The organism is Isoptericola sp. NPDC056618, assembly GCF_042792715.1.
In the GTDB taxonomy this organism is placed as follows: domain Bacteria; phylum Actinomycetota; class Actinomycetes; order Actinomycetales; family Cellulomonadaceae; genus Isoptericola; species Isoptericola nanjingensis.
Genome location: NZ_JBHTVZ010000017.1, coordinates 1 through 15,198 on the forward strand (window position 1 = coordinate 1; position 15,198 = coordinate 15,198).

Annotated in this window: 12 protein-coding genes; 10 read left to right on the forward strand and 2 right to left on the reverse strand. The window is 75.5% G+C overall.

All coding sequences use genetic code 11. From position 1 onward, the window contains the following. Nucleotides 1-96 precede the first annotated feature (96 nt). The gene (locus ACFQ8T_RS17115; RefSeq protein ID WP_430547685.1) at nucleotides 97-618 is read right to left on the reverse strand and encodes a MarR family winged helix-turn-helix transcriptional regulator; all 522 of its coding nucleotides are present in this window, start codon (nucleotides 616-618) and stop codon (nucleotides 97-99) included. Between the two features lie 112 nt (nucleotides 619-730). On the opposite strand from ACFQ8T_RS17115, the gene ACFQ8T_RS17120 reads away from it, so the two are divergent. From ACFQ8T_RS17120 to ACFQ8T_RS17135, 4 genes are read left to right on the forward strand one after another with little or no spacing between them, the layout of a single operon-like run. Beyond that, nucleotides 731-3,007, forward strand: coding sequence for an LLM class flavin-dependent oxidoreductase (locus tag ACFQ8T_RS17120; protein WP_430547686.1), 2,277 nt, complete (start codon nucleotides 731-733; stop codon nucleotides 3,005-3,007). Nucleotides 3,008-3,050: 43 nt separating this feature from the next. Then, nucleotides 3,051-4,112: an L-glyceraldehyde 3-phosphate reductase gene (gene mgrA / locus ACFQ8T_RS17125; protein WP_430547687.1), complete on the forward strand. Its 1,062-nt coding sequence runs from the start codon at nucleotides 3,051-3,053 to the stop codon at nucleotides 4,110-4,112. Nucleotides 4,113-4,143: 31 nt separating this feature from the next. Next, a complete protein-coding gene (locus ACFQ8T_RS17130) occupies nucleotides 4,144-5,118 on the forward strand; it encodes a PfkB family carbohydrate kinase (protein ID WP_430547688.1) in 975 nt (324 codons plus the stop codon). Nucleotides 5,119-5,135: 17 nt separating this feature from the next. Next, nucleotides 5,136-5,756 carry a nucleoside/nucleotide kinase family protein gene (locus ACFQ8T_RS17135; protein WP_430547776.1) on the forward strand — a complete coding sequence of 207 codons (621 nt, stop codon included), beginning with the start codon at nucleotides 5,136-5,138 and terminating at the stop codon, nucleotides 5,754-5,756. Nucleotides 5,757-5,842: 86 nt separating this feature from the next. On the opposite strand, the gene ACFQ8T_RS17140 is transcribed toward ACFQ8T_RS17135, so the two are convergent. After that, a complete protein-coding gene (locus ACFQ8T_RS17140) occupies nucleotides 5,843-6,316 on the reverse strand; it encodes an Lrp/AsnC family transcriptional regulator (protein WP_430547689.1) in 474 nt (157 codons plus the stop codon). Between the two features lie 140 nt (nucleotides 6,317-6,456). Between ACFQ8T_RS17140 and ACFQ8T_RS17145 the strand changes: the two genes are divergently transcribed. Genes ACFQ8T_RS17145 through ACFQ8T_RS17170 form a run of 6 tightly spaced genes read left to right on the forward strand, consistent with a single transcriptional unit; the run spans nucleotide 6,457 to nucleotide 15,187 of the window. Next, nucleotides 6,457-7,716 carry a thiamine pyrophosphate-dependent dehydrogenase E1 component subunit alpha gene (locus tag ACFQ8T_RS17145; RefSeq protein WP_430547690.1) on the forward strand — a complete coding sequence of 420 codons (1,260 nt, stop codon included), beginning with the start codon at nucleotides 6,457-6,459 and terminating at the stop codon, nucleotides 7,714-7,716. Beyond that, nucleotides 7,713-8,738, forward strand: coding sequence for an alpha-ketoacid dehydrogenase subunit beta (locus ACFQ8T_RS17150; protein WP_430547691.1), 1,026 nt, complete (start codon nucleotides 7,713-7,715; stop codon nucleotides 8,736-8,738). Before ACFQ8T_RS17145 ends, ACFQ8T_RS17150 begins: the two co-directional genes overlap by 4 nt. Beyond that, nucleotides 8,738-10,141 (forward strand): dihydrolipoamide acetyltransferase family protein, encoded by a 1,404-nt coding sequence (locus ACFQ8T_RS17155; protein ID WP_430547777.1) that lies wholly within the window; start codon nucleotides 8,738-8,740, stop codon nucleotides 10,139-10,141. The genes ACFQ8T_RS17150 and ACFQ8T_RS17155 overlap by 1 nt, the downstream gene beginning before the upstream one ends. Continuing rightward, nucleotides 10,138-11,772 carry a carboxyl transferase domain-containing protein gene (locus tag ACFQ8T_RS17160; protein WP_430547692.1) on the forward strand — a complete coding sequence of 545 codons (1,635 nt, stop codon included), beginning with the start codon at nucleotides 10,138-10,140 and terminating at the stop codon, nucleotides 11,770-11,772. The genes ACFQ8T_RS17155 and ACFQ8T_RS17160 overlap by 4 nt, the downstream gene beginning before the upstream one ends. Before the next feature lie 5 nt (nucleotides 11,773-11,777). Beyond that, nucleotides 11,778-14,003, forward strand: a complete 2,226-nt coding sequence (locus ACFQ8T_RS17165; protein WP_430547693.1) for an acetyl/propionyl/methylcrotonyl-CoA carboxylase subunit alpha — start codon at nucleotides 11,778-11,780, stop codon at nucleotides 14,001-14,003. Beyond that, nucleotides 14,000-15,187, forward strand: a complete 1,188-nt coding sequence (locus tag ACFQ8T_RS17170) for an acyl-CoA dehydrogenase family protein (protein WP_430547694.1) — start codon at nucleotides 14,000-14,002, stop codon at nucleotides 15,185-15,187. The genes ACFQ8T_RS17165 and ACFQ8T_RS17170 overlap by 4 nt, the downstream gene beginning before the upstream one ends. The last annotated feature ends 11 nt before the right edge of the window (nucleotides 15,188-15,198 follow it).

The window sequence follows — 15,198 nt, forward strand, 5'->3', positions numbered from 1 at the left end:
TCGGGGGCTGGTTTTTTTTTATAAGACACCGGCGAGCTGCCGCCCCACCCGCCGGGTGGGCGCGGCAGATCGCTTTCTCGAAGGGTTCTCGCAGGGTCAGGCGGACGGGTCGACGACGCGCGCGACGACGGCGCACCGGTCGTCGCCCGGCGCGGCGCCGGTGGCGGCGCGCACGAGCAGATGACGCAGGGCGTCGCGCTCGGCGTCGTCCAGCCCGGCGAGCAGCTCGTCCTCCGCGACGCGCACGCGGGCGTCGAGGTCGGCGAGCACGGCCCGGCCGTGGTCCGTCACGACGATCCGGCGGGCGCGCCGGTCGGCCGGGTCGGGCTGCCGCTCGACGAGACCGCAGCCGGCCAGCTCGTCGAGCAGGTAGGTCATCACGGTGCGGTCGATGCCGAGCCGGGCGGCGAGCGCCGCCTGGGTGGGCGGCGCGTCGTGGGTGACGGCGGCGAGGACCTCGTAGCCGCGCCCGCCGTGCGGGACGTCGGCGCAGGCGGCGGCGACGCGGGCGCTCCACTCGCGCAGCAGCGCGGCCAGCGACCAGCCCAGCGGGGACGGGGCGTCCGGGCCGGCGGCGGTCTCCGTGGTGCTGCGCGTGGGGTCGGCGGTGGTGCTCACGGTGCCATCGTAAGCGGAATGCGCGGCTCCCCAGAAGAGTTGCCGCTGATATCGTCTGTGTGACAGACGATCTCCCGGACGACGGGAGCGGTCCTCCCGCGAAAGGTCCCGCATGACGGACTACGGCCACGACCTGGTCTTCGGCACGTTCCTCACCCCCACGAACCGCGACCCGCAGCAGCCGGTGCGCCTCGCGCAGGTCACCGAGGCGGCCGGGCTCGACCTGGTGACGTTCCAGGACCACCCGTACCAGCCCGGGTTCCTCGACACCTGGACGCTGCTGTCGTGGGTGGCCGCGCAGACCGAGCGGGTGACCGTCGCGGGCAACGTGCTCAACCTGCCGCTGCGGCCGCCCGCCGTGCTGGCGCGCGCCGTCGCGTCCCTCGACCTGCTGTCCGGCGGGCGGGCCGCGCTCGGCCTCGGCGCGGGCGGGTTCTGGGACCCGATCGTCGCGATGGGCGGCACCCGCCTGACCCCGGGGGAGTCCGTCGACGCGCTCGAGGAGGCGCTCGACATCGTCCGCGGCCTCTGGGACGGCCGGGAGCGGCGCGCGCTGCGGGTCGAGGGCGACCACCACCGCGTCGTCGGCGCCAAGCGCGGGCCCGAGCCCGCCCACGACGTCCCGATCTGGCTCGGCGCGCTCAAGCCCCGGATGCTCCGCCTCATCGCCCGCAAGGCCGACGGCTGGCTGCCGTCGCTCGCGTACCTCAAGGACGGTGACCTGCAACGCGGGCACGCGATCATCGACGAGGCCGCCGAGGAGGCGGGCCGCCATCCGGCCGAGATCCGCCGCCTGCTCAACGTGCAGGGCGCGGTGACCGGGCAGCCGCAGGGCTTCCTGCAGGGGCCGGTGGAGCAGTGGGTCGACGAGCTGGCGGCCCTCGCGCTCGAGGACGGCATCGGCACCGTCATCCTCGCCGCCGACGACCCGACCCTCATCCAGGTCTACGGCCAGGAGGTCGCGCCCGCGGTCCGCGAGCTGGTGGCGCGCGAGCGGGCGACGTCGGGCACGGCGCCCGCCGCCACGCAGCGCGGCGGGCGGGCCCTCGCGCTGCGCCGGCCCGGCATCGACTACGCCGCGGTGCCCGCGGCGCTGGCCGCGTCCGCCGTCGAGCCCGGCGACCGCGCGTACGACGCGGTGCGGCACAACTACCTGCGCTCCGGCGCGCCCGGCCTGGTCCTGCGGCCGCGCACGACGGCGGAGGTCGCCGAGGCGATCGCCTGGGCGCGCACGCAGGACGTGCCGCTCGGCGTGCGTTCCGGCGGGCACGGCATCAGCGGCCGGTCGACCAACGACGGCGGGATCGTCGTCGACCTGGGCGCGCTGGACCAGGTCCAGGTGGTCGACGAGGCCACCCGGCGCGTGCGCGTCGGGGTGGGCGCCACGTGGGGGCGCGTCGCCGAGGTGCTCGCGCCGCGCGGCTGGGCGATCAGCTCCGGCGACTCCGGCGGCGTCGGCGTGGGCGGGCTGGCCACCGCCGGCGGCGTCGGCTTCCTCGGCCGCCTGTACGGGCTGACGATCGACCACGTCGTCGCGGCGGAGATGGTCACGGCGGACGGGCGCGTGGTGCGGGCGTCCGCCGACGAGAACCCGGACCTCTTCTGGGGACTGCGCGGCGCGGGCGGCAACCTGGGCGTCGTGACGTGGGTGGAGATCGAGGCGATGGCGCTGGGGGATCAGGGCGCCGTCGTGTTCTCCCAGATGACGCTCGACGCGTCCGACGTCGCGGGGACCCTCGAGCGGTGGGGCGCCGTCGTCGAGTCCGCGCCGCGGGAGCTCACGAGCTTCCTCATCCTGTCGCCGGGACGTCGTGGGGAGGGCCCGGTCGCCCAGCTCATGACCGTGTGGGCGGGCGACGACACGGACGCCGCCGTCGAGCAGCTCGAGCGGCTGGCCGGCGCCGGGCCGCTCCTGGGCCACCAGGCGTACCTGCTGCCCTACGCGGGCGTCGTGCAGGCGGGGGAGAAGCACCACCAGGGCGGCGGCGACCCCGCCGTGCGCTCGGGGCTGGTGGCGCACCTGGACACCGCGACCGCCCGTGCGTTCGAGAAGCTCGCGCTGTCCGGGGAGGCGTACTTCCTGCAGGTGCGCGCCACCGGCGGCGCCGCGAACGACGTCGACGAGGGCGCGACGGCGTACGCGCACCGGCACCAGAACTTCCTGCTGTCGGCGATGTCGTCGTCGCAGACCAGGCTCGACGCCGTGTGGGACGACGTCATGGCGCCGTACACGGACGGGCTCTACCTCTCGTTCGACACGGACACCCGGCCCGCCCGGCTCGTCGACGCCTTCCCCGAGCCCACGCTCACCCGGCTGCGCGAGGTGAAGCGGGACTGGGACCCGGACAACGTGTTCCGCGCCAACTTCCCGGTGCCGCCGGCGGAGTGAGCGGGGCGCGCGGCGCGTCGGCCGGGTGCGCGAGGATGGGGTCATGCCTCTCGCACCTCGGTACCTGGCCGACGACGCCCGCTACGAGTCGATGACCTACCGCCGCACCGGGCGCTCCGGTCTCGACCTGCCCGCTCTGTCGCTGGGCCTGTGGCACAACTTCGGCGACGTGAACCCGTTCGACACGCAGCGCGCCATCCTGCGCCGGGCGTTCGACCTGGGCATCACCCACTTCGACCTGGCCAACAACTACGGCCCGCCGTACGGCTCGGCGGAGGAGAACTTCGGCCGCCACCTGGCGAAGGACCTCGCGCCGTACCGCGACGAGCTCGTCATCTCCACGAAGGCGGGCTACGACATGTGGCCCGGCCCGTACGGCGACCACGGGTCCCGCAAGTACCTGCTCTCCTCGCTCGACCAGTCGCTGACCCGGATGGGTCTGGACCACGTCGACGTCTTCTACCACCACCGGCCGGACCCCTCGACGCCGCTCACCGAGACGATGGGCGCGCTCGCGTCCGCCGTCCAGCAGGGCAAGGCGACGTACGTCGGCGTCTCCAACTACTCGCCGTCGCGCACGCGTGAGGCCGCGCAGGTGCTCGCCGACCTGGGCGTGCCGCTGCTCATCCACCAGCCCAGCTACTCGATGTTCAACCGGCACGTGGAGATCGCCGACCGCGACGACGCCTACGACGGCCACCAGAGCGAGTCGCTGCTCGACGTCGTCGAGGACCTCGGGGTCGGCACGATCGTCTTCTCCCCGCTGGCGCAGGGCCTGCTCACGGGGCGCTACCTGGGCGGCTCGGCGCCGGAGGGCTCGCGCGCCGCGCGCAGCGACTCGCCGTTCCTGTCGTCGTCGAACCTCACCGACACCTACCTCGACCGGGCGCGGGCGCTGAACGCCGTCGCGGAGGGTCGCGGCCAGACGCTCGCGCAGCTCGCCCTGTCGTGGGTGCTGCGCGACGCGCGCGTGACGTCGGCGCTCATCGGCGCCTCGTCCGTGGCGCAGCTCGAGGACAACGTGGCCGCGCTGTCCGCGCCGGCGCTCACCGACGACGAGATCGCCGCCATCGAGCCGCACGCCGTGGACGGCACCGGCCGCTGACCGAACACCGACGACGGAGAGAGGGGGACCGATGGTGGTCTGCTGGTTCGTCGGGCTGACGACGCTCGACGTCGTGCACCGGGCGTCGGGACGACCGGGCGCGAACGAGAAGGTGACCGCGTCGCGGCAGGACGTCGCGGCCGGCGGCCCGGCGGCCAACGCCGCCGTCACGGCGGCCGCCCTCGAGACGCACGCGATCCTCGTCAGCGCGCTCGGCGCCGGGCCGATCGCGCAGGCGGTGCGGGCCGACCTCGACGACCGGGAGGTGGAGGTGCACGACGTCGCGGGCCCGGACGAGGAGTTCCCGCTCGCCGTCTCGGCGGTCCTGGTCGACGCCGCGACGGGCGAGCGGTCGGTGGTCTCGCCCGACGCCTCGCTCGTCGAGGTGCCCGCGCCGCGGCCCGACGCGCTCGCGGGCCTGCCGCGGCCGGACGTCGTCCTCTTCGACGGCCATCACCCGGAGATCGCCCGGGCCGTGCTCGCGCACGTCGACGGCCTGCGTCCCCGGCCGCTGATCGTGGTGGACGGCGGCCGGTGGCGGCCCGTGTTCGCCGAGCTGCTGCCCGCCGCGGACGTCGCGGCCCTCAGCGCCGACTTCACCGTGCCGCGGGACGTCGCGCCCGGCGCGACCGACGCCACGCACGGCGCGCTGCTGCTCGGGGCGGGGGCCGCCGTCGTCACGCACGGCGGCGACCCGGTGACCTGGGCCCTGCCGCGCCGGCGCGACGACGGCGCCGTCGAGGTCGGCGAGCGCGGCACCGTGCCCGTGCCGACGGTCGACGTGCAGGACACTCTCGGCGCGGGCGACGCGTTCCACGGCGCGCTGGCCGTGGCGCTCGCCCGCGGTGCCGGGCTGGCGGACGCCTGCGCCGCCGCGGTGCGCGTCGCGAGCGTGCGCGTCGGGAAGGTCGGACCGCGGGCCTGGCTCGCCCACCTCCCCGAGCTGTCAGAGCCGCACGGGGGTAGGGACCGACCCGGGTCCGACAGCTCGCGGGACGAGGGGTGACGGCGGTCGCGGCGACGATGGCGGAGCTCGTCGCACGCGCCCGACGGCTGGCGGTGCCCGGCGAGCGGCGGGTCCTCGGGATCGTCGGTGCGCCGGGTGCCGGCAAGTCGACGCTCGCTCGCGCGGTCGTCGACGGGCTCGGGTCGGCGCTCGCCGTCGAGGTCGGGATGGACGGCTACCACCTGTCGAACGCCGTCCTGGCGGACCTCGGCCGGCGGGAGCGCAAGGGCGCGATCGACACGTTCGACGACGCCGGGTACGCGGCGCTGGTCGCCCGCCTCGCCGACGCGCGGCCCGGCGACCCGCCGGTCTACGCGCCGGTCTTCCGCCGCGAGATCGAGGAGCCCGTCGCGGCCGGGGTGGCCGTGCCGTCGGACGTGCCGCTGGTCGTGACGGAGGGGAACTACCTGCTCGCGCCGACCGGCGCGTGGCCCGCCGCCCGGGCCCGCATGGCCGAGGTCTGGTACCTCGACGCGCCCGACGACGTCCGCCTCGCCCGGCTGGAGGAGCGCCACCACGCCTTCGGCAAGAGCCGCGACGACGCCCGCCGCTGGGCGCGCGGCTCGGACCAGGTCAACGCCGAGCTCATCCGGGCGACGCGGGACGGCGCCGACCTCGTCGTCCGCTGGACCGACTGACCTTCGAGCAAGCGATCTGTCGCGGCAGACCTGGCCTTGCCGCGACAGATCGCTTGCTCGAAGGGCAGGGCAGCGGGCGGACCCCGTCAGAGCGAGCGCCGCGCCGCCTCGATGAGGGGCCGGATGCGGTAGGGGATCAGCTCGCCCATCGACAGCGACGTCTCGGTGCGCTCCACGCCGTCGATGGCGAGGATCGCGGCGTCGATGCGGAACAGGTGGTCGGTGTCCCGGCACACGACGTGCACGCGGAGGTCGGCGGCGCCGCTGTGCCCGTACGCCTGGACGACCTCCGGGATCTCGGCCAGCCGGTCGACGATCGCGGGCAGCTCGCGCTGGCGCACGGTGACCTCGAGGAACGCCGTCAGCGGGTGACCCAGGGCCGCGGGGTTGATGCGGCGGTCGAAGTCGAGGAAGGCGCCCGACTCCTCGAGCCGGGTCAGCCGCGCGTGCACCGTGTTCCGGGACAGGCGCAGGCGCTCCGCGAGGGCGGCGACGGTGGCCCGCGGGTCGTCGGCGAGGGCCGTCAGGAGGCTCAGGTCCACGGCGTCGTAGCTGCGCACATCGACCAGCCTAACGGGGCCGGCCTGAGCACTCTGCTCAACGTGTCGCGGGGTGCTGGTCGCACTCTGTGAGCGGCGTTACGTTCGCGGTATCCGGCGCTCGACGCGGAGCGGCCGGCGACACGCGAGGTGAGGCGACGATGCCCAGCACCATGGGTTCGACGTCCCGCGACGACCTGTCACGAGCGGGTGCAGCGCGGGCGGAGACGGCGTCCGGTACGACGGACGAGACGTATGCAGACGGCACGGTCCGCCTGCTCGACGAGAAGGGCGTGCGCCACCCCGACCCGGCGCTCGACCGCTGGCTGACGGATGTCGACGCGGGCACGGACGACGCCCGGGCGGCGCTGCTGGCGCTGTACGAGGAGATGGTCGTGGCCCGGCGCATCGACGCCGAGGCGACGGCGCTGCAGCGGCAGGGCGAGCTCGCGCTGTGGCCGCCGCTGCAGGGGCAGGAGGCCGCCCAGGTGGGCTCGGCCGCCGCCCTGCGGTCCGACGACTTCGTGTTCTCCAGCTACCGGGAGCACGCCGTCGCCCGCAAGCGCGGCGTCGCCCCCGTGGACCTGCTGCGCGTGTGGCGCGGCATCACCGCGTCGGGCTGGGACCCGTACGCCGTGAACATGGCGACGCCGCAGGTCATCATCGGCGCGCAGGCCCTGCACGGCGTGGGCTACGCGCTGGGGATCCAGGCCGACGTCGAGCGCGGCGTCGTCGCCGTGGACGACGACGGCACGGCCGCCGTCGTGGCGTACGTCGGCGACGGCGCGATGAGCCAGGGCGACGTCAACGAGGCGTTCGTCTTCGCGGCGACGTGGCAGGTGCCGCTGGTGCTGTTCTGCCAGAACAACCAGTGGGCGATCTCCGAGCCGGTGACGCTGCAGTCGGGCGTGCCGCTGGTGCGCCGGGCGGACGGCTTCGGCGTCCCCGGCGTGCGCGTGGACGGCAACGACGTCCTCGCCGTCCTCGCCGTGACGCGCGAGGCGCTGCACCGGGCGCGCACCGGCGGGGGCCCGACGTTCGTCGAGGCCGTGACCTACCGGATGGGCCCGCACACCACCGCCGACGACCCCACCCGCTACCGCGACGCGTCCGAGCTGGACGCCTGGGCCGAGCGCGACCCGGTCGCGCGGCTCGCCGCGTACCTGCGGGCGGGCGGCCTGCTCGCCGACGACGACGAGGCGCGGGTGCGCGCCGCGGCCGACGCCGTCGCCGCCGAGCTGCGGGCCGGCGTCGTCGCCCTGGAGGACCCGCCGCCGCTGAGCGTCTTCGACCACGTGTACGCCGAGCCGCACCCGACCGTGGCGGCCGAGCGGGCGGAGCATGCGGCCTACCTGGCGGGCTTCGCCGACACGGACACCGACACCACGGGCGGCGACGCCGGACAGAGGGCCGACCGATGACCACCCAGACCCTGACCCTCGCCAAGTCGCTCGGCGCCGGGCTGCGCCGCGCGATGACCGACGACCCGGCCGTCATGGTGCTCGGCGAGGACATCGGCCGCCTCGGCGGCGTGTACCGCGTGACCGACGGGCTGCAGGCGGAGTTCGGCCCGCGCCGCGTGGTGGACACGCCGCTCGCGGAGTCCGGCATCCTCGGCACCGCCGTCGGCCTCGCGTACCGCGGCTACCGGCCCGTGGTGGAGATCCAGTTCGACGGCTTCGTCTACGTGGCGTTCGACCAGATCGTCAGCCAGCTCGCCAAGATGCACGCCCGCACGAACGGCAAGGTGAAGCTGCCCGTGACGATCCGCATCCCCGTCGCGGGCGGCATCGGCGCCGCCGAGCACCACTCCGAGTCTCCGGAGGCGTACTTCGTGCACACTGCAGGGCTGCGCGTGGTGTCGGTGTCGAACCCGCAGGACGCGTCGACCGTGCTGCGCCAGGCGGTCGCCTGCGACGACCCGGTCGTGTTCTTCGAGCCCAAGCGGCTCTACCACGTCAAGGGCGAGGTGGACGCCGACCTGCCGCTCGACGACGCGCCGCCGATGGGCACCGCGCGGGTGGTCCGGCCGGGCGACGACGTCACGCTCGTGACGTTCGGCTCGCACGTCGCGACGGCGCTCGACGCCGCCACCGCGGCGTCCGACGAGGGCGTCTCGGTCGAGGTGATCGACCTGCGCTCGCTGTCCCCGATCGACCACGACACGATCGCGGCGTCCGTGCGGCGCACCGGGCGGCTCGTCGTGCTGCACGAGGGGCCGCGGCAGGCCGGCGTCGGCGCCGAGATCGCGACGTCGGTCACCGAGCGCTGCTTCGACTTCCTCGAGGCGCCTCCCGCGCGCGTCACCGGCTACGACATCCCGTACCCGCCCGCGAAGCTCGAGGGCAACCAGGTGCCCGACCTCGACCGCGTGCTCGTCGCCGTCGACCGCGTGCTCGGCCGGGTGCCGGCGTCGAGTGCCGGCGTGGAGGTGGGAGCGTGATGGCGACGCGCGAGTTCAAGCTGCCCGACCTGGGCGAGGGGCTGACCGAGTCCGAGGTCGTCGAGTGGCGCGTGGCCGTGGGCGACGCCGTCGAGCTCAACCAGGTGATCGCGGAGGTGGAGACCGCCAAGGCGCTGGTCGAGCTGCCGTCGCCGTGCGCCGGCGTCGTGCGGGTGCTGCACGCCGAGGAGGGGCAGACCGTCGAGGTCGGCGAGCCGCTGGTCACCTTCGACCTGTCAGGACCGGGCGCACCGGAACCTGCCCCTGGTCCTGACAGCTCGACGGTCTCCGCGGGGGAGGACAGCCCGGAGCCGAACCTCGTCGGGTACGGCGCGCGGCCTGCGCGCACGGGACGCCCGGCGCGGCGACGGCGGCGGGACGACGCCCCGGTCGCCGGCTCGGCTCCCGCCGCGACGACGGCGGCCCCGGCCGCCTCCGCGAACGGGGTCGCGCCCGCCACGCCGTCGGACGGGCACGGGGAACGGCCGCGCTCGACGCCGGTCGTGCGGGCGCTGGCGCGGCAGCACGGGATCGACCTCGCCACGGTCACGGGGACCGGCCCGCACGGGCGCATCACGCGCGAGGACGTCGAGGCGGCGTCGTCGGGCGGGACGGCGGCGCCCGCGGGCACGACGACGGTCGCCGCGACGGGCACGAAGGAGGAGCGCACCCCCGTGCGCGGGGTGCGCAGGCGCACGGCGGCGGCAATGGTCGCGAGCGCGGCGGCGCCGCAGGCGTCGGTGTTCCTCACCGTGGACGTCACGGCGAGCATGGACCTGCTGGCCCGGCTCAAGACGCACCCGATGGCGGGCGGTCAGCGGATCACGGTGCTCGCGCTGGTGGCGCGCGCCGTCCTCGCGCTGCTGCCGCAGCACCCCTCGCTCACGAGCCGCTGGGTCGACCTGCCGGACGGCGAGGCGGAGATCGTGCGGCCCGCGCACGTGAACCTCGGCATCGCCGTCGCGACGGACCGCGGGCTGGTCGTGCCGCACGTCCCCGCCGCGGACACGCTGTCGCTCACCGGGCTCGCCGCCGCGCTGACGGACCTCACGGCGACGGCGCGGGCCGGCCGGACCACGCCCGAGCGGCTGATGAACGGGACGCTGACCATCACGAACATCGGCGTCTTCGGGGTCGACTCGGGCACGCCGATCCTCAACCCGGGCGAGCCCGCGATCCTCGGCCTCGGCCAGGTGGCGCGCAGGCCGTGGGAGCACGACGGCGAGGTCGCGCTGCGGCAGGTGACGACGCTGAGCCTCACGTTCGACCACCGTGTGGTGGACGGCGAGCAGGGCGCCCGCTTCCTCGCCGAGCTGGGGGCGGTGCTCGCCGACCCGGCGCTCGCCCTGCTGCTGGGCGGGGACGCCCCCGGCCCGGTCCCCGAGGGAGAGGAGCCCGCGTGACCGTCCTCGACTCCGCCGTCGACCCCCGCGCCGACGCCGCCCGCGCCAACGACGAGGCACAGCGAGCGCTCGCGAACCGGCTCCGCGAGCGCACCGCCGTCGCCGCGGAGGGCGGCACCCGGCGCGCCCGCGACCAGCACGTCTCCCGCGGCAAGCTGCTGCCGCGCGACCGCGTGGCACGGCTCCTCGACGAGGGCAGCCCGTTCCTCGAGGTGGCGCCGCTCGCGGCGTTCGGCGTGGACGACGGGGCCTGGCCGGGCGCGGGCGTCATCGCCGGCATCGGGCTGGTGAGCGGGCGGCAGGTGATGGTGGTCTGCAACGACGCGACCGTCAAGGGCGGCACCTACCACCCGCTCACCGTGAAGAAGCACCTGCGGGCGCAGGAGATCGCGCTGGAGAACCGGCTGCCGTGCGTCTACCTCGTGGACTCGGGCGGCGCGTTCCTCCCCCGGCAGGACGAGGTGTTCCCCGACCGCGACCACTTCGGCCGGATCTTCTACCACCAGGCGAGGCTGTCGGCGGCGCGCGTCCCGCAGATCTCGGCCGTGCTGGGCTCGTGCACGGCGGGCGGCGCGTACGTGCCGGCGATGAGCGACGAGACCGTCATCGTGCGCGACCAGGGCACGATCTTCCTGGGCGGCCCGCCGCTGGTGAAGGCCGCGATCGGCGAGGACGTCACGGCGGAGGAGCTGGGCGGGGGCGAGCTGCACGCGCGGCGGTCCGGCGTCGTCGACCACCTCGCCGAGGACGACGAGCACGCGCTCGACCTGGTCCGCGACATCGTGAGCACGCTTCCGTCGGACCCCGAGCCGGCGTGGGACGTCACGCCCTCCCGGGAGCCCGTCGTCGACCCGCAGGGTCTGTACGCCGCCGTGCCGGTGGACGTGCAGCAGCCCTACGACCCGCGCGAGGTGATCGCCCGACTCGTCGACGGGAGCGAGCTGCACGAGTTCAAGCCCGAGTACGGCACCACGCTCGTCACGGGGTTCGCGCGGATCCACGGCCACCCGGTGGGGGTGCTGGCGAACGCGGGCGTGCTGTTCCGCGAGTCGGCGCTCAAGGGCGCGCACTTCGTCGAGCTCTGCGACCAGCGCGGCATCCCGCTGCTGTTCCTGCAGAACATCTCCGGCTTCATGGTGGGCCGCGACGCCGAGGCGGGCGGCATCGCCAAGGACGGCGCCAAGATGGTCACCGCCGTCGCGACCACCCGCGTGCCGAAGCTGACCGTCATCGTGGGCGGCTCGTTCGGCGCCGGGAACTACGCCATGTGCGGGCGGGCGTACTCGCCGCGCTTCCTGTGGTCGTGGCCCGGCTCCCGCATCTCGGTGATGGGCGGCGCGCAGGCGTCGTCGGTGCTCGCGACCGTGAAGCGCGACCAGCTCGCCCGCCGGGGCGAGGAATGGGACGCGGGCGAGGAGGAGGCGTTCCGCGCCGAGATCCGCGACGGCTACGAGGTGGCCGGCGGCCCGTACCACGCGACGTCGCGCCTGTGGGACGACGGGATCGTCGACCCGCCCGACACCCGACGCGTGCTCGGCCTCGCGCTGGGCGTCTGCGCCCGCACCCCGCTGCCCGGCGGCTCCCCGACCGCCCCCGACGACGAGCCCCGCTTCGGGCTCTTCCGGATGTGAGGGCGATGGGTACCCGAGAGCTCTCGACCGTCCTCGTCGCCAACCGCGGCGAGATCGCGTGCCGCGTGATCGGCACCCTGCGGCGGCGGGGGATCCGTTCCGTGGCCGTGTACTCCGACGCCGACGCGGACGCCCGGCACGTGCGGGAGGCCGACGTCGCCGTCCGCCTCGGCCCGGCACCGGCCGCGCAGAGCTACCTCGACGTCGAGGCGGTCGTGGCGGCGGCCGTCGCGACCGGCGCCGACGCGATCCACCCGGGCTACGGCTTCCTGTCCGAGAACCCCGCCCTGGCGCGGGCGTGCGAGCGCGCCGGCGTCGTCTTCGTCGGGCCGTCGGTCGAGGCGCTCGAGACGATGGCGGACAAGGCCGCGGCCAAGCGCCTCGTCGCGTCCCACGACGTGCCCGTGCTGCCCGGCACGCTCGACGACGGGCTCGACGACGCGGCGCTCGTCGCGGCGGCGGCGGACGTCGGGTTCCCCCTGCTCGTCAAGCCCGTCGCGGGCGGCGGCGGCAAGGGCATGGAGGTCGTGCGCGCCGCGGACGAGCTGCCGGGCGCGCTGGCGTCGGCCCGCCGGGTCGCCGCGGCGTCGTTCGGCGACGACGGGCTCCTGCTCGAGCGGCTCGTCGAGCGGCCGCGGCACATCGAGGTGCAGGTGCTCGCCGACGCGCACGGCGCCGTCGTGCACCTGGGCGAGCGCGAGTGCACGCTGCAGCGCCGCCACCAGAAGGTGGTGGAGGAGGCGCCGTCCCCCGCCGTCGACGACGCGACCCGGGCCCGGCTCGGGGAGGCGGCCTGCGCGGTGGCGCGGTCGGTGGGCTACGTCGGCGCGGGGACCGTCGAGTTCCTCGTGCCCGGCGACGACCCCGGCGCGTTCTGGTTCATCGAGATGAACACCCGCCTGCAGGTGGAGCACCCCGTGACCGAGCTGGTCACCGGTCTCGACCTCGTGGAGCAGCAGCTGCGTGTCGCGGCGGGGGAGCCGCTCGGCCTCGCGCAGGGCGACGTCCGGCTGGACGGTCACGCCGTCGAAGCCCGCCTGTACGCCGAGCAGCCCGCGCGGGGGTTCCTGCCTGCCGCCGGCCGGGTGCTGCGCTACGACGACGCCGGCGCCCCCGCCGGCCCGGGGGCCACGCCCCTGCGGCTGGACAGCGGCCTGCTGGCGGGCGCCGAGGTGACCGGCGACTACGACCCGATGCTCGCGAAGGCCGTGGCCTGGGCGCCCACCCGCGCCGAGGCGATCGCACGGCTCGACGGGCTGCTGGCCGGCGTCGTCGTGCTGGGCGTCGAGACCAATGCCGGCTTCCTGCGCGACCTGCTCGCCGACGACGACGTACGCGCCGGCCGCCTCGACACCGGGCTCATCGACCGCTTCGTGACGGAGCGGTCCGCTGCACCGGGTGCCGCGGAGGCGCGGACGCCCGGCAGGTCGCTGGTCGCGGCGGCGCTGCTCGCCGTCGGCGCCGGTTCCCCTGCGGCGACCGGCCCGTGGGCCGCCGCCGACGGCTGGCGGCTCAACGGCGCGCCCGCGCCGCGCCGCGCGGTGCTCGTCGACGCGGCGGGCGCGGAGCACGCCGTCACCGTCACCGGGACACCCCACGACGCCGTCGTCACCGTCGACGACGAGCCGGTCCGCGCCTCCTTGCGCACCCTCGGCGGCACGGCCGGCGGACGCCACCTGCTCACCGTCGACGGCGTCACCCGCACCCTGGTCGCCGCGGGGAGCGGGAGACACGCCCACGACACGCCGGGCGACGGGGCCGACCGCCCGCTCACGGCAGCGCCGGCGGTGGTGTGGACGCACCTCGACGGGCGGACGTCGTCGTGCACGGTGCTCGACCGGGCGGCGCTGGCCGCACGACGGCGGGCGGAGCGCGCGCTCGGCGACGACGGCGCGGCGGGCGGAGCGACCCGCGCACCGGTGCGCGTCGCGATGCCCGGCACGGTGTCCGCCGTGCCCGTCGCGGACGGCGACGTCGTCGCCGCCGGCCAGCCCGTCGTCGTCGTCGAGGCGATGAAGATGGAGCACCCGCTGCTCGCGCCCGTCGGCGGCGTCGTGCGCCTCGACGTGCGCGCCGGCGACCAGGTGCGCCTCGACCAGGTGGTCGCCGTCGTCGATCCGACCGCCGAACAGCCTGTCGACCCACCCGTCGACACCCCCGAAGACCACGCTCCCGCGCCGGCAGACCCCGCCGTGGCGGCAGCACACTCCGACACCCGAGGAGCGTCATGATCAGCGAGACCCAGTCCACCGTGCTCAGCGACGAGCAGCGGAAGCTCAGCGCCGTGGTGCGCGAGTTCGCGGACCAGGTGGTGGCGCCGGCTGCCTACCGGTACGACACCGAGCGGCGCCTGCCGGTCGAGATCATCGAGCAGATGGGCGAGCTGGGGCTGTTCGGCCTGCCGTTCCCGGTGGACGTCGGCGGGCAGGGCAAGGACTACGTGTCCCTGTGCCTCGCGGTCGAGGCGCTCGCGCGGGTGGACCAGTCGATCGCGGTGACGCTCGAGGCGGGCGTCGGGCTGGGCATCATGCCGATCTTCCGGCACGGCACGGACGAGCAGAAGCAGCGCTGGCTGCCCGACCTGGTCAACGGCCGTGCGCTCGCCGCCTTCGGCCTCACGGAGGCGGGGGCGGGGTCGGACGCCGGTGCCACGCGCACCACCGCGCGGCTCGACGAGGGTACGGGCGAGTGGGTGATCGACGGCTCCAAGCAGTTCATCACCAACTCCGGCACGCCGATCACCAGCGTCCTCACGGTCACCGCGGTGACCGGGACGCGCACGGGTGCGGACGGTGCGACCCATCCCGAGCTCTCGTCGTTCCTCGTGCCGGCGGGCACGGCGGGCCTCACGGTGGGCCCCAGCTACGACAAGGTCGGCTGGCACACCTCCGACACGCACCCCCTGACGCTCGACGGCGTCCGCGTCCCGACCGGCAACCTGCTGGGCGAGCAGGGGCGCGGGTACGCGAACTTCCTGCGCGCGCTCGACGAGGGCCGCATCGCCTTCGCCGCCCTGGCCACGGGGGCCGCGCAGGGCTGCCTCGAGGAGGCGCTGCGCTACGCGAAGGAGCGGGAGGTCTTCGGCCACGCGATCGGCAGCAACCAGCACATCGCGTTCACGCTGGCCCGGATGCAGGCGCGCGTGCACTCCGCGCGGCTGTGCTGGCTGGACGCCGCCCTCAAGCAGGTGCACGGCAAGCCGTTCAAGGCGGAGGCGTCCGTCGCGAAGCTGGTGGGCGGGGAGGCCGCGATGGCGAACGCCCGCGACGCGTCGCAGATCTTCGGGGGCTACGGCTTCCTCAACGAGAACGCGGTGGCGCGGCACTACCGGGACGCCAAGATCCTCGAGGTGGGCGAGGGCACCACGGAGGTGCAGCTCATGGTCATCGCCCGGGACCTGGGGCTGGCGTCGTGAGCACGAGCGAG